This is a genomic window from Streptomyces roseoviridis, assembly GCF_039535235.1.
Taxonomy (GTDB): Bacteria; Actinomycetota; Actinomycetes; order Streptomycetales; family Streptomycetaceae; genus Streptomyces; species Streptomyces roseoviridis.
Window position 1 is genome coordinate 2931069 of record NZ_BAAAWU010000001.1, and the last position, 20440, is coordinate 2951508.

The 20440-nt window shown below is 74.0% G+C and carries 11 protein-coding genes; 2 read left to right on the top strand and 9 right to left on the bottom strand.

The annotated features are described in order from the left end of the window. Positions 1–57: 57 nt before the first annotated feature. From ABD954_RS13040 to guaA, 3 genes are all read right to left on the bottom strand, one after another. On the bottom strand, positions 58–1305 hold the full coding sequence (locus tag ABD954_RS13040) for a hypothetical protein (protein WP_345486192.1): 1248 nt from the start codon (positions 1303–1305) through the stop codon (positions 58–60). A 218-nt stretch (positions 1306–1523) separates the two neighbouring features. Further along, positions 1524–2264, bottom strand: coding sequence for a class II aldolase/adducin family protein (locus tag ABD954_RS13045; protein WP_345492131.1), 741 nt, complete (start codon positions 2262–2264; stop codon positions 1524–1526). A 368-nt stretch (positions 2265–2632) separates the two neighbouring features. Then, complete coding sequence (guaA, locus tag ABD954_RS13050; protein WP_345486194.1) at positions 2633–4234, bottom strand: glutamine-hydrolyzing GMP synthase; 1602 nt, start codon at positions 4232–4234, stop codon at positions 2633–2635. Positions 4235–4597: 363 nt separating this feature from the next. On the opposite strand from guaA, the gene ABD954_RS13055 reads away from it, so the two are divergent. Beyond that, positions 4598–4915: a chorismate mutase gene (locus tag ABD954_RS13055; RefSeq protein ID WP_345486196.1), complete on the top strand. Its 318-nt coding sequence runs from the start codon at positions 4598–4600 to the stop codon at positions 4913–4915. 721 nt (positions 4916–5636) lie between these two features. Here ABD954_RS13055 and ABD954_RS13060 read toward each other — a convergent pair. The 6 genes from ABD954_RS13060 to ABD954_RS13085 form a co-directional block, all read right to left on the bottom strand. After that, positions 5637–7520: a GMC oxidoreductase gene (locus ABD954_RS13060; RefSeq protein ID WP_345486197.1), complete on the bottom strand. Its 1884-nt coding sequence runs from the start codon at positions 7518–7520 to the stop codon at positions 5637–5639. 41 nt (positions 7521–7561) lie between these two features. Beyond that, positions 7562–9229, bottom strand: coding sequence for a succinic semialdehyde dehydrogenase (locus ABD954_RS13065; RefSeq protein ID WP_345486198.1), 1668 nt, complete (start codon positions 9227–9229; stop codon positions 7562–7564). 104 nt (positions 9230–9333) lie between these two features. Then, positions 9334–11100: a serine/threonine-protein kinase gene (locus tag ABD954_RS13070; RefSeq protein ID WP_345486199.1), complete on the bottom strand. Its 1767-nt coding sequence runs from the start codon at positions 11098–11100 to the stop codon at positions 9334–9336. A gap of 101 nt (positions 11101–11201) precedes the next feature. Beyond that, entirely contained in the window at positions 11202–14243 is a 3042-nt protein-coding gene (locus ABD954_RS13075; protein WP_345486200.1) for a protein kinase, read from the bottom strand. A 73-nt stretch (positions 14244–14316) separates the two neighbouring features. Further along, positions 14317–16188: a serine/threonine-protein kinase gene (locus tag ABD954_RS13080; protein WP_382745654.1), complete on the bottom strand. Its 1872-nt coding sequence runs from the start codon at positions 16186–16188 to the stop codon at positions 14317–14319. A 959-nt stretch (positions 16189–17147) separates the two neighbouring features. Next, positions 17148–18854, bottom strand: a complete 1707-nt coding sequence (locus tag ABD954_RS13085) for a glycerol-3-phosphate dehydrogenase/oxidase (RefSeq protein WP_345486202.1) — start codon at positions 18852–18854, stop codon at positions 17148–17150. Between the two features lie 301 nt (positions 18855–19155). On the opposite strand from ABD954_RS13085, the gene ABD954_RS13090 reads away from it, so the two are divergent. Continuing rightward, positions 19156–20418, top strand: coding sequence for a nucleotide sugar dehydrogenase (locus tag ABD954_RS13090; protein ID WP_345486203.1), 1263 nt, complete (start codon positions 19156–19158; stop codon positions 20416–20418). Positions 20419–20440 lie beyond the last annotated feature (22 nt).

Genomic DNA, 20440 nt, shown 5'->3' on the forward strand with positions numbered 1-20440 from the left:
GGTCGGTCGGGACCGGGAAGGGCAGGGAAGGGCCGGGACGGCCTGGTCGGCGGTGGGTCAGTCGAGGACGTCGATCGCGACCCGGTTGGTCTCGACGCCGGCGGCCGTCACCACCGAGACCTCCACGCGCCCCGGTTCCACGTCGGCGGGGAGGGGGACGGTCAGGGCGGTGTCGGTCGGGTTGGCGAAGCCGCCGGGCACGGGGACGAGGGGCACATGGGCGTGGACGGGGCCGATCCGGACGACGAGCCGGGTCAGCGGGTCGGGCGCGGCCGCTCCCGCCGGGACGAAGCCGGTGCCGCGGATCTCGATGTCGTCGCCGGTGCGGATCGGGGCGTCGAGGTCGCCCGCCTCGCGGGCCCGGACCACCGAGAAGATCTTGGGGCGGCCGCCCTCGGCGCACTTGCCGAAGAGGTAGCACGTGACGGAGACGGCGACGAGCAGCACCAGCGCCCAGGGAAGGTCGGGCAACCGGTCGGGAGCGCGGCCGAGCCGGACCGCGGTGAGGACGAGGACGGCCGCGGAGACGAGGACGTACTGGGCGTCGGTGAGGCAGGCGCGCCCGTCGTCGTCGCACAGCAGGTCGGCCGGCCGGGGGCGGTCGGCGCGGACCTTCTGGAGTCGGCGGCCCGCGACCCGCAGCACGACGACCAGCCGGGCGACGACGGCGGTCCAGCCGACCAGGGCGAGCACGGCGAGCAGTCCGGCGCCGCGGCCGAGCCCCAGGTCCACCCGGGTCGCGCCGGTGACCAGGCGCAGGGCGAGCAGGAGCAGAGCGTAGAGGGAGAGGAGGAGCCAGGCGGCGGCGACGGCGCGGGAGGTGGAGAGCCGGTTGTCCTCACCGAGCAGCGGGGCGACGATCCCGCCCCGGTCGCGGTGCAGCCGGGCCGCGGCGGTCAGGGCGGCGGCGAGCAGTACGGCGGCGCCGAGGGCGGCCGTACGGGTGCCGGTCCAGCCGGTGCCGAGGGCGAGGGCCGTGAGGGCCTGGCCGAGGAACAGGGCGAGGACGGCGCCCCACACGGCGGCGAGGGTGCCGCGGAGGATCCGGCCGGAGCGTGCACCGCCGGCCTCACGGCCGCGCGCCGCGACGGTGCGGGCGGACTGGGCGAGTTCGTCGGAGACCCACTGGCGTGAGGCGACCGGCGAGTGGGCGAGGGCGGGCGGCACGCCGTGTCCGGCGGCGAGCTCGTCGCGCCGGGTGAGGAAGGCGGCGACGGCCCTCCGGTGGCCGGAGCGTTCGCAGTGCGGGCAGGGCCCGTCCTCCGCGCTGTCCGACCCGCACTGTCTCGCCTCTTGCACCGCCACGGCGCCGCCCACTTCCCGGTCGACTCGTCCTCGTCAACTGGCTGTTGATTCCTGGGAATTGTCCCGCACGGGCCACTCCGCACGAGCGCATTGCACACCTCGCGCGGGAGTGATTGAAGAGTCATCACATTGACGTAAGGACAGCCAAGTCCGTCTCAGTCCGCCTCAGTCCGTCTCAGTCCGCCTCAGTCCGCCTCAGTCCGCCTCCGGGACGTCCGTCACGACAGGAGTTCGGGCTCCTCGCGGCTGATCCGCCGCCACAGGGGCTGGTAGTTGATCCAGGCCACGAGGTCGCTGCCGAGCTGCTCACGGGTGGCGACGGCGTCGCGGTGGTCGATGAGCACCGGCTTGCCCGCGGCCCGTGCGGTCAGCTGCACCTCGGCGCAGCGTTCCATGGCGATGAACCACCAGGCCGCCGCGTCCACGGAGGAGCCGACGGTGAGCAGGCCGTGGTTGCGCAGCACGATCCCCTTGAAGCCGCCGAGGGCGATCGCGATGCGCCGGCCCTCCTCGGGATCGACGGTGACGCCGGTGTAGGCGTCGTAGAGGGCGTGGTCCTGGTAGAAGGCGCAGGCTTCCTGGGTGATCGGGTCGATCAGCTCGCCGAGGGCGGCGAGCGCCCGGCCGTGGGTGGTGTGGGTGTGGGCGACGGCCACGACATCGGGCCGGGCCCGGTGGACCTGGGCGTGCACGGTGAAGGCGGCCTGGTTGACGTGGTGGGCGCCGTAGACGACCTGGCCGTCGCCGTTGACGAGGATCAGGTCGCTCGCGGTGAGTTCGGCGAAGGGCGCGCCGAAGGGGTTCGCCCAGAAACAGTCGGGATGCTCGGGGTCGCGGGCGGTGATGTGCCCGGACACCCCCTCCTCGTAACCGAGCCGTCCGAAGATCCGCAGCGCCGCGGCGAGGCGCTGCTTGCGGTGCCGGCGCTCCTCGGCGGCCGTCGCGTGGACGGGCGGCATGGCGAAGTGGAGCTGCTCATGTGGCACGGGAGCGGGCACGCGACCGGAGCCGGGAGCGGAGGCAGGGGGCGGCACGGGAACGGGCGTGGGAGCGGACGCCGGTGTCTCGGTCATGCGCCGGAAGGTAACGCCCGGCCGGGCAACTCACCAGAGGCCGTACGGAAACGGCACAGCCGGTACGGGCCCGTACGCACATCCCGAGACCGCACGCACGCGGCAGGGCCCGTACGCCCTTCCCGACACCGCACGCACGCGGCAAGGCCCGTGCGTACGCCCTGAGGGTCGTGGGAACGCCCCGAGGACGTGCGCCACACGGCGGAGGCCGCCGTCCCCGGAGGGGCGGCGGCCTCACTGGCGTACGGGAGCGGCTACTCCCACTCGATGGTGCCCGGCGGCTTGCTGGTCACGTCGAGGACGACGCGGTTGACGTCGGCGACCTCGTTGGTGATGCGGGTCGAGATGCGGGCCAGCACCTCGTACGGCAGCCGCGACCAGTCGGCGGTCATGGCGTCCTCGGAGGAGACGGGGCGCAGCACGATCGGGTGGCCGTAGGTGCGGCCGTCGCCCTGGACGCCGACCGAGCGGACGTCGGCGAGCAGCACGACCGGGCACTGCCAGATCTCGCGGTCGAGACCGGCGGCCGTCAGCTCCTCGCGGGCGATGGCGTCGGCCTCGCGCAGCAGGTCCAGGCGCTCCTTGGTGACCTCGCCGACGATGCGGATGCCGAGGCCGGGGCCGGGGAACGGCTGGCGCTGGACGATCTCCTCGGGCAGGCCGAGCTCCTGGCCGACCATGCGGACCTCGTCCTTGAAGAGCTGGCGCAGCGGCTCGACGAGCTCGAACTCCAGGTCCTCGGGGAGGCCGCCCACGTTGTGGTGGGACTTGATGTTGGCGGTGCCGGTGCCGCCGCCGGACTCGACGATGTCCGGGTAGAGGGTGCCCTGGACGAGGAAGGCGACCTCCTCGCCGTCGGCGGCGCCCTCGGCGACGATCTCGGCCTGCGCCTGCTCGAAGACGCGGATGAACTCACGGCCGATGATCTTGCGCTTGGTCTCCGGGTCGGAGACGCCGGCGAGGGCGGTGAGGAAGCGCTCCTGGGCGTCGACGACCTTCAGCTGGACGCCGGTGGCGGCCACGAAGTCCTTCTCGACCTGCTCGGTCTCGCCCTTGCGCATCAGGCCGTGGTCGACGTAGACGCAGGTCAGCTGCGAGCCGATGGCCTTCTGCACGAGGGCGGCGGCCACGGCGGAGTCGACGCCGCCGGACAGGCCGCAGATGGCGCGCTTGGTGCCGACCTGGGCGCGGATGGCCGCGACCTGCTCCTCGATGACGTTGCCGGTGGTCCAGGTGGGCTCGATGCCGGCGCCGCGGTAGAGGAAGTGCTCCAGGATCTGCTGGCCGTGCGTGGAGTGCAGCACCTCGGGGTGGTACTGGACGCCGTACAGCTTCTTCTCGTCGTTCTCGAAGGCGGCGACCGGCACGACGTCGGTGGACGCGGTGACGGTGAAGCCCTCGGGGGCGGCGGAGCAGGCGTCGCCGTGGGACATCCACACGGACTGCTCGACCGGGGTGCCCTCGAAGAGGGTGGAGCCGGCCTTGGTGACGTGCAGCGGGGTGCGGCCGTACTCGCGGGCTCCGGTGTTGTCGACGGTGCCACCGAGGGTGGTCGCCATCAGCTGGAAGCCGTAGCACATGCCGAAGACGGGGACACCGGCCTCGAAGAGCTCGCGGTCCAGGCGCGGCGCGCCCTCCGCGTACACGGAGGAGGGGCCGCCGGAGAGGATGATCGCCTTCGGGTTCTTGGCCAGCATCTCGGCCACCGGCATGGTGGACGGGACGATCTCGCTGTAGACCCGCGCCTCGCGGACGCGACGGGCGATGAGCTGGGCGTACTGGGCGCCGAAGTCGACAACGAGGACTACGTCCGGGTTGGTGACGTCGGGCGCGGCAGCGGGGGGCGCTGATGACACTTCGGCGGCCTTCCGGCGGTAGGAGGGGATCCCTGGGGGTTCCCCCGAAGGGGGCTATTTGTCGATTCTACCGGCGCGCCGATGACACCTTTCGTCTCACCATCCGAACCGGGGTGGCCTTCGTCTCACCATCTGGGCCCGGCTTGCCCCGGGACGGGCGGAGGGGTCCATACTGTGCGCCATGCGCAAGCTCTCGACCTTCGTCTTTACCTATGGCAACCGGCCCACCGGCTGCCATGGTCGTGCTGCTTGAGCAACTGACAAGCGACTTCCCAGGCGCCCCGGGCCGACAAGGCCCGGGGCGTCTGGCGTTCCCGGGCCGTGTCGCCCCGGGGCTCCGGGACCTACGTGAAGGAGCTCCCCGTGACCACCGCCTCGACCGAGCAGATCCTGACCCCGAAGACCCTCGCCGAGCAGACCGGCGCCCGCACCGACGAGGCCGCCGCGCTCATCGGCGACGCCCGCGAGCGCATCGACGCGCTCGACGACCGGATCATCGGACTGATCCAGGAACGGATGGCCGTCTCGGCCGTCATCCAGGAGGCCCGCATCTCCTCCGGTGGCCGGCGGGTGAACCTGGCCCGCGAGATGGAGGTGCTCGGCCACTACAGGGCCGCGCTGGGCAAGCCGGGCACGGCGCTCGCGATGACGATGCTGGAGCTGTGCCGGGGCCGCGTCTGACCACCGGGGCGGTCCCGGGCCGTACGGGACGGGCCCCCGGCGCGTGTGAGTGCTGTCCCGCACCCGAGTTCGGTCGCGCCCTCACCCGTACGGCGCGTGACCGGGCGCCGCGCCGCTTCGTTGATCGTGGTGTCCGTGCCAGCCAGGGGCGGGCCCGAAAAACACCACGCGTGGCTTCGCTGGGGCGTGTGACGTACCTCCGGTACGTCGTGGGACCTCGCCCCAGCGCGCGTGACCGGACGGCAGGGGACAGCAGCCCGGTCACCCATAAAGGGCGGTCGGTCCCGGGGACGCCCGGGACCGACCGCAACCGGCCGAACGACCCGAGACCCACCGTCCCGCTTCCCCACACCCCTCACCCCGTCCCGACACCCTCCCCACCCCACATCTCCGCCCCCTCGCTCCCCCTCCGCGCGGCGCCCCACCCCCCCGGCGCCGCCGCCTCCCGGCACCGCCACAGCCCTGACGCGGTGCCCCTCCAGGGGCCTCGCGCCCGCGACCGGAATCGCGGCGCGGGGCCCCTGTGTCATGCGCATCGAATCCGCCGCTCGATACGTGACGCGCGTCACATGAAGATCTCGTGAGAGTGCTACAACCAATCCCCCAGGTCACGGGTCATCTATGCAGCACCACCCAGAAACTGGAGGGGCGCTGCACTCGGAGGGGGGTGCAGCGCCCCTTCCGTCTTCCGGAATCCGCCGGAATCCCCCGGCCCCGCCCCCTACGCCGGCTCGGCCTTCTTCACCGGCTCGGCCTCCTCCACCGGTTCGGCATCCCCCACCGGTTCGGCCTTCTGCGGCGGCACGGCCGGCATTCCCAGGAAGGGCAGCCTGAGGGCCCCGAACGCCTCGGCCGGTACGGCGGGCGACTTCGGCTCGACGGCGGCCAGCCGCACGTACGCCTCGCCCTGGCGCGGGCGCGGGTCCGCCTCGCCCTTGTTGGGCCAGAAGGACATCGCCCGCTCCGCCTGCGCCGTGATCGTCAGGGACGGGTTCACGCCCAGGTTGGCCGAGACCGCGGCGCCGTCGACGACGGAGATCCCCGGGTGGCCGTAGAGCCGGTGGTACGGGTCGATGACGCCCGAGTCGGCGTCCGCGCCGATCGGACAGCCGCCCAGGAAGTGGGCGGTGAGCGGAGTGCCCATGAGTTCGCCGATGTTGGATCCGGCGAAACCGTTGATCTCCTCGGCCATCAGCGAGGCGGCGCGGGTCGCGGCCTCGATCTGGGTCGGGTTGGGGGCGCCGTGGCCCTGGCGGGCGGTGAGCAGGCCCTTTCCGAGGCCGCCGGGCTTGCGGTAGGTCGTCAGGGAGTTGTCCAGGGACTGCATGACCAGACCGATGATGGTCCGCTCCGACCAGCGGCGGTTGGACAGCGCGCGCACGGCGAGCGCCGGGTGCTTGACCATCTCCAGGAGCCACTTGCGGACCCGGTGGGCGCCGTAAGGCACCTGGAGGACGGTCAGGCCGCCCATCGAGTTGGAGCCCTTGCCGTAGCGCACCGGCTCGATGTGGGTGTTCGCGTCGGGGTGGATCGACGAGGTGATCGCGACGCCCCGGGTGAAGTCGACCCGGTCCTTGCCGTGCTTCTTGCGGTAGCGGCGGTCGGTGGTCTGCGAGCCGACGAGCGCCTCGGAGTTGGTACGGGTCAGCTCGCCGAGCCGGGCGGAGATCCGGGGCAGCAGGCCGGTGTCCTTCATCCGGTGCAGCAGCGTCTGGGTGCCGTACGTGCCGGCCGCGATCACGACCCGGTGGGCGGTGAAGGTCCGGCCCGCGCCCTTGCGCCGGTTGTCGGTCGGCAGGGTCTTGACGGCGTAGCCGCCGCGCGAGTCCTCGGTGACGGCGACCACGGAGGTCATGGGGTGGACGACGGCACCGGCCTTCTCGGCGAGGTAGAGGTAGTTCTCGTTCAGGGTGTTCTTCGCGCCGTGCCGGCAGCCGGTCATGCACTCGCCGCACTCGGTGCAGGCCCTGCGGGCCGGGCCCGCGCCGCCGAAGTAGGGGTCGGCGACCTCGCCGCCCGGCTTCGCCTTCGCCGTGCCGTCGGCATCGGCGCCGTCGCCGAAGAAGACGCCGACCGGCGCCATGTGGAAGGTGTCGCCGATGCCCATGGCCTGGGCGGTGGCCTTCAGGTGGACGTCGGAGGGCGTCATCGTCGGGTTGAGCCGCACGCCGAGCATCCGCTTGGCCTGGTCGTAGTAGGGCGCGAGCTCGGCGCGCCAGTCGGTGATGTCCTTCCACTGCGGGTCCTGGAAGAACGGTTCGAGCGGCTCGTAGAGGGTGTTGGCGTAGTTCAGCGAGCCGCCGCCGACGCCGGCGCCCGCGAGGACCATGACGTTGCCGAGCAGATGGATGCGCTGGAGCCCGTAGAGGCCGAGCGCAGGGGCCCACAGGAAGTTCTTGAGGTCCCAGGAGTTCCTGGGCAGGGTGGCGCGGGTGAAGCGCCGCCCGGCCTCCAGGACGCCGACCCGGTAGCCCTTCTCGGTGAGGCGCAGGGCGGTGACCGAACCGCCGAAGCCGGAGCCGACGACGATGACGTCGTAGTCGTACGCCTCGGAGTCGTACGCCTCGGAGTCGTCCTGATTCTGGGCAGGGGGTACCGCGGTCATGGCTCTCCTCGTACGAAAAGGGACTGCGAAACGGGTGCGGGTCAGCGCAGGCGCAGGGCCTTCATGACCTTCAGGGACGTGCTCATGAAGGCCGCGTACTTCTCGTCGTCCATCCCGAAGGAGGGAGCGAGCGGTAGCAGCCGCTGCTGGGCGACGGTCTGGGCCTCGGTGAACTTGAGGATGCCCTCGGAGCCGTGGCGCCGGCCGAGACCGGAGTCCTTCATGCCGCCCATCGGGGCCTGCACGCTGCCGTACGCCGGCGCGTAGCCCTCGTTGATGTTGACCGTGCCGGTGCGCAGCCGGGCGGCGATGGCGTGGCCGCGGCGGGAGTCGGTGGTCCACACGGAGGCGTTGAGGCCGTAGGGGGTGGCGTTGGTCCGCTCGACGACCTCGTCCTCGTCCGTGAAGCGGTAGACGGAGACGACCGGGCCGAAGGTCTCCTCGGTGCAGACGGCCATCGGGGCCTCGACGCCTTCGAGGATGGTCGGTTCGTAGAACAGCGGGCCGATGTCGGGGCGGGCGACACCGCCCGCGATCAGCTTGGCGCCCTTGGCGACGGCCTCCTCGACGTGCCGGGTGACGGTCTCGAGCTGCCGCTCGCCGACGAGGGAGCCCATGTCGGCGCCGTAGGCGAGGGAGTTGCCCAGCCGCATCGCCTTGGTGCGGGCGGCGAAGCGGGCGATGAACTCGTCGGCGACGGACTCGTGGACGTACAGCCGCTCGATGGAGATGCACAGCTGGCCGGCGGAGGAGAAGCAGGCGCGGACGGCGCCGGCGGCGGCCTTCTCGACGTCGGCGTCCCGCAGCACCAGCATGGCGTTCTTGCCGCCGAGTTCGAGGGTGACGCCGACGAGGCGGGCCGCGGCGCCCTGGGCGACCTCGCGGCCGGTGCGGGTGGAGCCGGTGAAGGAGACGTAGTCGGCGTGGCGGACGACCTCGGGGCCGACGACCGGGCCCTCGCCGAGGACGACCTGGAAGACCTCGGCGGGCAGACCGGCCTCGATCAGCAGGTCACGGGCCCACAGGGCGGTGAGGGCGGTCTCGGTGTCCGGCTTCATCACGACCGCGTTGCCGGAGACGAAGGCGGGCAGCGCGTCGCCGACCGACAGCTCCAGGGGGTAGTTCCAGGGCGCGATCTGGCCGACCGCCCCGCGCGGCTGGCGCAGTTCGGTGACCTTGGTGAGGGTCGGTACGACACCGGTGTGGCGCTTGGCGCGCAGGTAGGCGGGGGCCTTGCGGCCGTAGTGGCGGGCGGCGACGGCGACCGCCTGGACCTCCTCGTGGGCGTGCAGGCGGGCCTTGCCGGTCTCCAGCTGGATGAGGTCGAGGACCTCCCCCTGCCGCTGGAGGACCAGGTCGTGGAAGCGCAGCAGCACGGCGGCACGGGCCCTGACGGGGGTCGCGGCCCAGGCGCCCTGGGCGGCCCGGGCGCGGGCGAAGGCCGCGGCGACGTCCTCGGGGGTGGACTCGGGCAGGTCCGCCAGCTTGTCCCCGGTGAAGGGGGTGTGGTTGGCGGTACGGCCGGAGCCGACGACCCCGCGGGTGAGCCGGGCGACCAGATCGGGCGTGACCACGTCGGCGGCCGTGCGCGCGCCGGCAGGCGCGGGCGCGACGGGGTTGGTGCCGAGGGGGCCGGCCGTGCCGGGGGCCCCGGAAGTGGCCGCGGCGGCGGCCCGGTCCGTGGTGGGGAGTGCCTGCGAGTCCGTCATGAGGGCGAGGGTAAGCGGCGGGGGCGCCTTTGGGTACCCGTCAGTAACGCGTTTTCACCGGCCGCGCACAACCGCGCCAGCGATCACTGGCAGATAAGCCCTGATCAGGGGCTTACGGTGTCCTCGGGAGCCCTCCAGTACTTCTTCACGATGTCGAACTGCTCACGCGTGCGGGCCCAGCTCTCCTCCGGCGAGGCCATGTACAGGGCGTACTCGGTGCCGTCGTCGCCGTAGTAGACCTGGTCGATCGCGTGGCGGGGGCCCGGGAAGTCCCGCTTCTCGATCCAGGTGAACTCCCAGACGCAGGAGTTGACCTGGTCACGGAAGGTGTTCTGGGTCAGCCGGATCCGCTGGTACTCGGCCCGCTTCCGGACGATCTTCTCCAGGTCGAGCATGTGCATGTACGGGTTCTCGAAGTCGGGCGAGGGGTCCATGCTGATCCGGATCCGGTGCCTGCCGTTGTCCGGGGTGTAGTCGATGTGGTCGCCGTCGGCCTGCCGCTTCCAGCCGTCGGGGACGACCAGGCTGAAGCCCTCGGGGTCCTCGACGCGGTGCCAGCCGGCCGGGACGCCGCCCTTGGCCGGGTCCTTGCCGTCCTTGCCCGCGCCCTGGGTGAGGGACGTGTCGGCGCCCCGGTCGCCCCTGTCGCCGCCCAGATGGGTCATGGCGGCGAACACCGCGCCGCCCGCGAGGAGACCGGCGACGATGGCGGCGAGCAGCGCGCCGCGCCAGCGGCCACGGCCTCGGACCTGTGCGGAGGCCGGGGTGGTGGGCCCGTCGGCGGGGATGTGTGCCGGGGCAGGGGCGGAGCCGCTGCCGGAGGGGCCGGCGGGGTGCGGGGCCGGGGAGGAGTGCGGGGTCGGGGAGGAGTGCGGGCTCGTCGGGCCGGTGCCGGCGGAGGGGCGGCCGGGTGCGGCGGCGGGTTCGTCGTGCGACAGGGGCATCGGCGACGTGACGGACGGGGCCGCATCGTTCAGCTCCTCCGGGCCCACCCGCTGCGTCGGCACGTACGCCTGCGCGGCCTGCGGCGAACGCCCCTCCATCGCGTCGAGGAACATCCGCTCGGCCTCGTCCGCGCGCGGGCGCTGCTCCGGGTCCTTGCGCAGCAGCGCGACGATGACCGGGGCCAGCGCGCCGGCGTTGGCCGGATACGGCGGTTCCTCGGTCACCACCGCCTGCATGGTGCTGATCGGCGAACCGCGGCGGAACGGCGAGCTGCCCTCCACCGCCGTGTACAGGGTGGCGCCGAGGGACCACAGGTCGGAGGCCGGGCCAGGATCCCCGCCGCGCACCCGCTCGGGCGCCAGATAGTCGATGGAGCCGACGAGTTCGCCGGTGCGGGTGATGGTCGAGTCGCCCTCGATGGCGGCGATCCCGAAGTCGGTGATCAGGACCCGGCCGTCCCGCGCGAGCAGCACGTTGGCGGGCTTCACGTCGCGGTGCAGCACCCCGGCGGCGTGCGCCGCGCGCAGGGCGCCGAGGACGTGGAGACCGATCCGGGCCGCCTCGCGCGGCTCGATCGTGCCGGAACCGGACTCCTTCGCCGCGTCCGCGAGCGAGGGCCCGTCCACGTACTGCATCACGATCCACGGGCGGTCGTCGTGCTCCAGCACGTCGTGCACGGTGACCACGCCGGGGTGCGTGATCCGGGCCGCCGCCCGGGCCTCCTTCTGCGTCCGGGCGTGCAGGACCAGCCGGTCGGCCTCGGCCACGAACCGTCCCGCCGTCAACTCCTTCACGGCCACGACCCGGTGCAGCACCTCGTCGTGGGCGCGCCAGACCTTGCCCATGCCGCCGCGCCCGATGGACTCGCCCAGCCGGTAACGCCCGGCGAGCAGCAGCCCCGTGCCGGTGCTCTCAGAATGTTCCACGTGCCCCCGCTTGTTTGCTTCGAAGGCAAGGTTACGGAGGGAGGCCCGGCCCACGGAACCTCGGGGCGCGCTTTGGGAACAACCTGTGACCGGCGGGCGGATCAGCGGGTGGCGCGGTACGCCTTCACCGCCTGGTCATGGATCTCGGAGACCTTGTCCCGCTCGTTCTCCGGCCCGATGACCAGGACGACGTGATAGCGACCGCCCTCGATCAGCGCCAGGTTGCGCACGAAGACCTCGCGTCCGGTGCTGTCCTGCCAGGTGAACTGACCCACCGCCATGGCCTGGCGGCCGACGTCGATCCGCCGCAGCCCCGAGGCGCTCGACCAGGACGAGTCCCGCCAGGGCTGGAGCTCGCGCTCCCGGGTGCGCTGGTACGCCATCGGATCGGAGCCGTTCGCCTGCACTGTGTCCCGGCCTGGGACGACGATCAGGGTGAAGTCGCCGCCGGTGTAGCGGACTTGTCCGGCGTCGTTGATCGGGCTGCGCCGCCAGTCGCGCGGGACGCCGACCTGGAAGCCCTCGGGGTCCACGCGCACCACGTAACCGGAGGCGAGCGCGGGCGCCGAGGAGCCGCCGCCGGGCGGGGTGGTGGCGGGCTGCTGGGAGCCGGGCCGGGAGGACGGGGCGCCGGTGCCGGGCGGGGCCGGCGGAGTCGTCACCGTCGACGGGGTGGCGGACTGCGCGGGCGGGGCGGCCTTGCCGCCGTCGCCCTCGCCCTGCCGGGGCATGAACCAGACGGCGTACGCGATCGCCCCGGCCAGAAGGAGCAGGACGAGGAGGAGCAGCGTGCGGCCGAGGGCGTGCGGGGAGCCCGAGGTGCGGCCGGGGGCGCGGGGCGCGCGCGGGGCGCGCTGCGGGATCTCCTCGTGCACGGGCGCGGTGTCGGCGTAGGCGGTACGGGGCCCGTACGCGGCGGGGTCGCGCCGGGCACGGGAAGGGCGCGGGTCGTGGGCGAGGCCCGGTTCGGTCCGGCCGCGGCCCCGGCCGGAGCGGCCCTGACGGTGCCGGCCGCCGGGGGCTCCGCCGCGACGGCGCCGCACCAGCTCGCCGCGGCGGCGCACGATGGGCAGCCGGGTGACGTCCGGAGAGGGCAGCGGGACGACACCGATGCCGGCCTCGGGCTCGGGTGCCGAACGCACCAGGGAACGCAGCCAGCCGTTCAGCTCCTCGACGTCGGGGCGCTCGGTGGGGTCCTGGCGCAGCAGCGACTCCACGACCGGCCGCAGCGGGCCGCACTCCTCGGCGAACGCGGGCGGCTCGGCGCAGACCAGCTGGACCAGTTCGGCGGCGTTGTCCTCGGGGTACGGGGCGTGGCCCTGGACGGCCCGGTAGAGCAGCGCGCCCAGCGCCCATAGGTCGGTGGCGGGGCCGATGGGCGGGGCGAGGCGCCAGTGCTCGTGGACCGGGCCGGCCTGCTCGGGCGCCCAGCGCTCGGTGACGGCGCCGACGACGGCGATCCGGGTCTGGCGGGCCCGTTCGGCGGCGAGCCGGGTCGCCGGACCTCGGTACGGGTCGCCGAAGCCGGGGCCGGAATCCGGGTCGGAAGAGCCCGGCCCGGTCGGTGCGGCGGCCGACGACGGCCGCGGCTCGGGGCCGGCCGCCCGGTAGCCGGCGGGGAGCGCGGGCAGCGCGGGGCCGGTGCCACCGCCACCACCGCCCGCCGGGACGGAACGTCCGCCGTCGCGGGCGGCGTGCGGGCCGTCGCTCCAGGTCCCGGCGAGGTACGCGCGCGGCGGCTGCCGGTACGTCCCGCCCGGCTCGTCCTCGTCGTCCAGGTCGTCGGCGTCGTCCTCGTCGCCCGCGCGGGACCACCACTGCGGCCCGGGCGGGGCGGGCGGGCCCGGTGGCGACGCGGGCGGTGAGGCGGGTGGTGAGGCGGGCGAAGACGCGGACGGGGACGCGGGCTCGGATCGCTCCGGGGGCTCGGCGGGCGCGGCGGGGCGAGGGGCCGGGAGGGCCCCGGTCTCGCCGATCCGCGCGGCGGCACGGGCGCCGGCCCGGTAGGCGGCGATGGCCCCGGCACGGGCGGCCCGCACGTCCGCGACGGGCGGCACGGCGGGGGTGGGAACGACCGGCGCGGCGGGCAGCTCGGCCCGGCCCGCGCCGCCGTACGGGGTGCCTCCCTCGGGCCCGTAGCCCGTGCCGTACGACGTGTCGGGCCCCTCCGGTCCCTCCTCGCCCGGCTCCTCGTCCTCGTGGTGCGCGTGGTGGTCGGGCGTCCGGGAGGCCGGCACCCGGCTCGCCCGGGGACCGTACGTCCCGTACCGGCCTTCGCCTTCGCCTTCGCCTCCGCCTTCGTAAGGCTCCAGCTCGTGGAACGGTGCGCCGTACGCCCCGTGCTCCTCGTGGCCCCGGGCGGCGGGGTGCCCCCCGGCCGGGTACGCCTCGGTGCCGTACGTGTCCGTCTCGTACGCGTCCGCCTCGTACGCCACCTCCGTGTCGTACGCCTCGGTGCCGTAGTCCTCCGCCGCGTACTCCTCCGCCCCGTACTCCTCTGCGTCGTACGCCTCGGTCCCGTACTCGTCCTGGCCGGATCCGGGCCGTCCGTACGGGGACTCCTCCTCGTGCGGCACCGGGGCATAGCCGCAGAGGGCCTCCTCGGCGGCACCGGCCGCGAGGCCGGTGAGGACGACCCGGCCGTCGTCGCAGACGAGGACGGTGCGCGCGGTGACGTTGCGGTGGGTCCAGCCGTGCGCGTGCAGGGCGCGCAGGGCGGTGAGGAGGTCGGCGCCGATCTCGGCGGCCCGGTAGGGGGTCAGCGGGCCCTCGGCGAGGAGCTCGGAGAGCGGGGTGGCGGCGACGAACTCGCTCACTATCCACAGCGAGCCGGCCTCCGCGAACACGTCGAAGACCTGGTCGAGGCGAGGGTGGTCGGGGATCCGCGCGGCGGCCTGGGCGGCCTCGACCGCACGGCGGACCGTCGGCTCGGCCGGTCTGCGGGTCGCGCGCCCGGGTGCCGCGTAGGGCTCGTCGTCGAGGAGTTCGGCGTCCACGACCTCGGGCAGCGGTACCTGACGGATCCGCACTTCCTGGCCGCTGTAGGTGTCGAAGGCGCGCGTCTCGACATGGTCGTACGCGTCGGCCGGCGGCAGGGGCAGCCGATAGCGGTCCGCCAGCACCCTTCCCGCGTAGTCGTCCACGACGCCTCCCCACGCGCCTGCCGTCCCCCGGCCCCGCCCTCGCGGGCGGGGCCTCTCACGATACGTGCGCCCGTCAGTCCTTGGGGCTGAACGTGGCGAACGCGGTGTCCCGGAGCGTCTTGCACTCCGGCGCGTCCCACGCCTCCGCCCGGCAGCTGACCATGATCGAGTAGCCGTGGTCGGCGTCGACCTTGAAGCCCCGGTTGAGTATCCGGACGCGGATGCCGTTCTGGGTGCGCTCGAACTCCCAGTCGGCCACGGTCGGATAGCCCTTGTACGCGACCGGGCGGATGCCGATGTGCTTGTAGCCGTTGCTCGTCGCGGCGACCGCGGCCATCGCGGCGCGCCAGGCGGCGGACGCGTCGTCCTTCGGACTGTCGTTGAAGTCGACCTGGACGCGCGGGAAGCCGCTGCCGCCGGCGTGGAAGATGCCGCCCGAGTTCTGGCCCGCTATCCCGGCGAGCTTGAAGGAGGCGGGCATCGCCATGCGGAAGTGGAACCGGTCGTTGGTCACCATCACATAGCCGGCGGGCAGCGGTGTGCCGCCGCCGGCCTGGTCACCGCCGGGCGTCCCCGAGGGCGTCGTGCCGCTCTGGCCGCCGCCGTTGGCGGCCGGTGTGCCGCCGCTGCCCTGCTGGGCCGGGTCGCTCGGCGACGTGTCCGTACCGTCGTCGGTCCGGCCGTCGGTGCCGCCCGAGGCGGTGCCGGCCGAGGCGGTGGTGCCGCCGGTCTTCGTCCCCTTGCCCTGCTCCGTTCCCTCCTGACCGCCGCCGCCGAGGGCGACGTACAGGATCGTGCCGAGGAGGGCGACGAGCACCACCACGGCGATGATCACCAGGGTGCGGCGCGGGACGACATCCGTGAGCGAGGCGCGGGACGACGCGGGCCGGTCGGGGGATCCGGTGCCGGGGCCGCGCTGGGTCTCGTTCCGCGCGGTCGCCGCCGTGGCGGCGTTGCGCACGGACTTCAGGGCGCCGCGGAGCCGCTCGGCCGTCGCCTCGCCGGTCTTCTCGCGGGCCGGCCTGGGCACCTTGGCCTTCGCGGCCGCCGGCGCGCGCTCGGGGAGCGGGGGCAGCGGGACGATCCTCGTCGCCTCGGGCGAGGGCTCCGGCGGGGCCTCCGGGGCGTCGAGGACGGCGCGCAGCAGGACCCGCGCGCCCGCGTCGTCGAGCCGCTGGTCCGGGTCCTTGGCGAGGAGGCCGTAGATGACCTTCTCCAGCTCCGGGCCGGCGTTCTTCGGCGGGTCGACCGGCTCGGTCATCACCGCGGTGAGCGTGGCGATGGCGGAGCCCTTGTCGTAGGGCGGGCTGCCCTCGACGGCGGCGTACAGGAGTCCGCCGAGCGACCAGAGGTCGGCGGCGGGGCCGGGCTTGTGTCCGCGGGCCCGCTCCGGCGAGATGTACGAGGGGGCGCCGACGAGCATGCCGGTGGAGGTGATCGAGGGGTCGCCCTCGACCTGGGCGATGCCGAAGTCGGTGAGGACGACCCGGCCGTCCTCGGCGATCAGCACGTTGGACGGCTTCACGTCACGGTGGAGGATGCCCTCGCGGTGCGCGGAGCGCAGCACGTCGAGGATGGCGAGGCCGACCTCGGCGGCGCGGCGCGGCGTGAGGGTGCCGTCCTCGCGGACGGCGTCGGCCAGCGACTTGCCCTCGATCAGCTCCATGACGATCCACGGGCGGTCGTCCTCGTCGACCACGTCGTAGACGGTCACGGCGCCGTTGTTGCGGATCCGGGCGATGGCCTTGGCCTCGCGCAGGGTCCGGGTGATGAGGCGTCGCTTCTCGTCCTCGTCGATGCTGTTGGGGAAGCGGAGCTCCTTGACGGCGACCGTGCGGCCCAGGGTCTCGTCGACCGCGCGCCACACCGTGCCCATGCCGCCGCGGCCGAGGACCACGCCGAGGCGGTAGCGCCCGGCGAGCAGCCGTCCCTCGGCGGACGGCACGTCAGCCCGCCCGGGGCGGGCGCCCGTTCCGGTGGCGTCGGCGCCGAAGCCCGCGGCCGGCGCGGCCCCGTCGGTCGACCTACTGCCGCCGGCGGCCCTGCCGGTGCTCCTGGGTGCGCCGGGCGCCTTGTCCTGGGCGCCGCGGCCGGCCGTGCTCGCGCCGGTGGTCCGGCCCTTGGCGAGGACCGTGGTCGCCGGACCGTCCGACTCCTTGCCCTGTCCCTGGTTGCCCTGTCCCTGGCCGGCCGTGTTCGCGCCGCCGGTCCGGCCCTTGGCGAGGACCGCCGTGGTCGGGGTGTCAGGGGTCTTGTCCCGGGGGTCCCGGCCGGCGTCCCGGGTGCTCGGCGCCGATGCGTCCTCCTGCCGTGCGGAGGTGTCGGCCCCGCGGCCCGCGGCCTTCGGCGCCACGGCGGCGCCACGTCCGTCGGCCGCCGCACGACCTGCGTCACGCGCCGACGGGCCGGAACCGGCCGGAGCGTCGGCCCCGCCCGCCGACGGGGCCGACGGCACGTCAACATCCCCGGCCGGCCGCGCGTCCCGCGGCTCCTGACCGGTCGGCCCGGCCTGCTCGTCCTCCGACGCCTCGGCCGCCCTCGGCACCTTCGGTGTCTCCGGTGCTTGGGGGGCCTCCGGTGTCTTCGGCGCAGCCGAATCCGCCGGGACGGCCCGTGCCTCGTCCCGCTCCGCCGCTCGCGCGGCCGGAACCGCGCCCCGTTCGCCGTCGGTGGCGGCGCCCGCGGCGGCGTCCCGCCGGGGGTCCTGCCCCGTGTCCCGCGACTGCTCCGCCTCCGACATGCGTCCCCTCTGCGATCCCTGTTTCTCGCCCGCGTCCGGAGCTCCCGCGCAATGCGGCAACCCGCCCTGGAAGAGAGCTCATTGTCCCTCACTCCGGGACCACTGCCTCCCCCGGGTCCGCACTCCGATCACCTTTTCCGCACGAGGAGGGTGCCCTCAGCCTGTCAGATCGGCACGATGTCCGGTGCTCCGAGCCGTGCCGCGTCCGCCGTCAGGTCGTCCGGCTGGCGCTGGGACTCGCGCTCCGCCTCGACCCGCTTCTCGTAGTGCTCGACCTCCTTGTCGATCTGGCCGGCGTCCCAGCCGAGCACCGGGGCCATGAGTTCGGCGCATGCGCGGGCGCTGCGGGTGCCCCGGTCGAAGGTCTCGATGGAGATGCGGGTGCGCCGGGTGAGGACGTCGTCCAGGTGCCGCGCGCCCTCGTGGGAGGCGGCGTAGACGATCTCGGCCCGCAGGTAGTCCTCGGCGGCGGGCAGGGGCGCGCCGAGGGACGGGTCGGCGGCGATGAGGTCGAGGAGCTCCTCCGTCAGGGAGCCGTAGCGGTTGAGCAGGTGCTCGACGCGGGCCACGTGGAGGCCGGTGCGGGCGGCGATGCCGGCGCGGGCGTTCCACAGGGCCTTGTAGCCCTCGGCGCCCAGGAGCGGGGTGTCCTCGGTGACGCAGGCGGCGACCCGCTTGTCGAGTCCGTGGACGGCCTCGTCGACGGCGTCCTTGGCCATGACCCGGTAGGTCGTGTACTTGCCGCCGGCGACGACGACCAGTCCGGGCACCGGGTGGGCGACGGTGTGTTCGCGGGAGAGCTTGCTGGTGGCGTCCGACTCGCCGGCGAGCAGGGGGCGCAGGCCCGCGTAGACGCCCTGGACGTCGTCGCGGGTGAGCGGGGTCGCGAGCACCCCGTTGACGTGCTCCAGGAGGTAGTCGATGTCGGCGCTGGAGGCGGCCGGGTGCGCCTTGTCGAGGTCCCAGCCGGTGTCGGTGGTGCCGATGATCCAGTGGCGGCCCCAGGGGATGACGAAGAGGACGGACTTCTCGGTGCGCAGGATGAGCCCGGTGGTGGAGTGGATGCGGTCCTTGGGGACGACCAGGTGGATGCCCTTGGAGGCGCGGACGTGGAACTGGCCGCGCTCGCCGATGAGGGCCTGGGTGTCGTCGGTCCACACGCCGGTGGCGTTGACGATCTGACGGGCCCTGATCTCGTACTCCCCGCCGGTCTCGACGTCCTGGACGCGGGCGCCGACCACCCGTTCGCCTTCGCGCAGGAATCCGACGACGCGGGCCCGGCCGGCGACGTGGGCGCCGTAGCTCGCGGCGGTGCGGACGAGGGTGGTGACGAAGCGGGCGTCGTCCATCTGGGCGTCGTAGTACTGCAGGGCGCCGACGAGGGCGTCCTTCCGGAGGCAGGGGGCGACCCGCAGGGCGCGCCGGCGGGTGAGGTGCCGGTGCACCGGCAGGCCGCGGCCGTGGCCCGAGGAGACGGACATCGCGTCGTACAGGGCGACGCCCGAGCCCGCGTACAGCCGCTCCCAGCCCTTGTGCTGCAAGGGGTAGAGGAAGGGGACGGGCCTGACCAGGTGGGGTGCGAGCCGTTCGAGGAGCAGGCCGCGCTCCTTGAGGGCCTCGCGGACGAGGGCGAAGTCGAGCATCTCCAGATAGCGCAGTCCGCCGTGGATCAGCTTGCTCGACCGGCTGGAGGTGCCGGACGCCCAGTCACGGGCCTCGACGAGGCCGGTGGTGAGACCTCTGGTGACGGAGTCGAGTGCGGTGCCGGCGCCGACGACTCCGGCGCCGACGACCAAGACGTCCAGTTCGCGCTCGGCCATGGCCGCGAGCGCTGCTTCGCGCTCGGCGGGTCCCAGTGTCGCTGTCCTCACGGCTGCTGCCTCCCGTCGTCCCCCGTGTGTCGGCGGTCCGGTCCCACCCGCCCCCGGGTGCGGCCCGCACCGCCGGCCGCCCGACGCGTGTGGTCCGGCTCACAGTCTCGATTCTGTCCCGCCCTCGCGACTTCAGCCACCGCCCCGGCCCCAGCCTGTGGACAACACTCGGCGACGCTCCACCGTCCAATACGACATATCGGTCATATTTACGCTTAGTCTGACATTGCGTCAGCCCCCTTCGGTCCACAGGGGTTGCGCACCACGTCCCCTCCGGCTACTGGGAAGGACGGCCCACCCCATGCCCGCTGATCTCGCCGTCATCGGCCTCGGTCACCACGGACTCCCCCTCGCCCAGGCAGCCACCGCCGCCGGCATCGCCACCGTCGGCTACGACACCGATCCACGCCCCGTCGCCGAGCTCGCCGCCGGGCGGCCCCCCGTCGACGGCTCCCTCACCGCCGCCGAGATCCGCCGGATGCTCTCCGCCGGCTTCCGGCCCGCGCTCGATTCCGCCGAGCTCGGGCGGGTCCGCACGGCCGTCATCTGCGCTCCCACCCCACCGGGACCGGACGGCGCACTCGACCTCACCGCCGTGACCGACGCCGCCCGCTCCCTCGCCGCGCGGCTGCGCCCCCACACCACCGTCCTCCTGGAGTCACCGGTGCCGCCCGGCACCACCGAGGGGCCGCTGCGCGACCTGCTGGAGCGAGGCTCCGGGCTGCGCGCCGGCCGCGACTTCCACCTGGCCTACTCCCCCGGCCGCCTCGACCCCGGCCGCCGCGCGCCCGGCGGGGCCCAGGGCGCCCACGCGCTCGCCGGCACGCCCAAGGTGATCGGCGGCCTGACCCCGGCCTGCACCGAGTCCGCCGCCGCCTTCTACGGCCGCCTCACCGACAAGGTGGTCCGCGCGCGCGGGCCGCGCGAGGCCGAGACGGTCAAGCTCCTGGAGACCAACTTCCGGCACGTCAACATCGCCCTCGTCAACGAGATGGCGGTGCTCTGTCATGAGATCGGCGTCGACCTCTGGGACGTCATCCGCTGCGCCGAGACCAAGCCCTTCGGCTTCCAGGCCTTCCGCCCCGGACCCGGCGTCGGCGGCCACGGCGTCCCCGTCGACCGCCTGGGCGGCCACCGCCCGCTGCGCCTCGTGGAACTCGCCGGCCAGGTCAACGAGCGCATGCCGCAGTACGTCGTCCAGCGCAGCGCCACGCTCCTCAACGAGCACGGCAAGTCCGCCCGCGGCGCCCGGGTGCTCCTGCTCGGCATCACGTACAAACCCGATCTCGCCGACCGGCAGGGCTCCCCCGCCGACGAGATCGCCCGCCGGCTGATGGACCTGGGCGCCCAGCTCAGCTATCACGACCCGTACGTCCCCGACTGGCGCGTCCGCGAGCTGCCCGTCCCCCGCGCCGACTCGCTCTACGAGGCCGCCGCCCACGCCGACCTCACGATCCTGCTCCAGCACCACCGCACCTACGACCTCCAGGGCCTGTCGGTGAAGGCCCAGCTCCTCCTGGACACCCGCGGCGCCACCCCCGCGGGAGCGGCCCACCGGCTGTGAGCGGGCCGGCCGCCGCGACCGG

Coding starts and splice junctions, on each gene's coding strand:
- ABD954_RS13045 (WP_345492131.1), bottom strand. CDS start 2,264: ATGCCGCCCGTCCACGCGACGGCCGCCGAGGAGCGCCGGCACCGCAAG.
- ABD954_RS13060 (WP_345486197.1), bottom strand. CDS start 7,520: ATGACCGCGGTACCCCCTGCCCAGAATCAGGACGACTCCGAGGCGTAC.
- ABD954_RS13065 (WP_345486198.1), bottom strand. CDS start 9,229: ATGACGGACTCGCAGGCACTCCCCACCACGGACCGGGCCGCCGCCGCG.
- ABD954_RS13090 (WP_345486203.1), top strand. CDS start 19,156: ATGCCCGCTGATCTCGCCGTCATCGGCCTCGGTCACCACGGACTCCCC.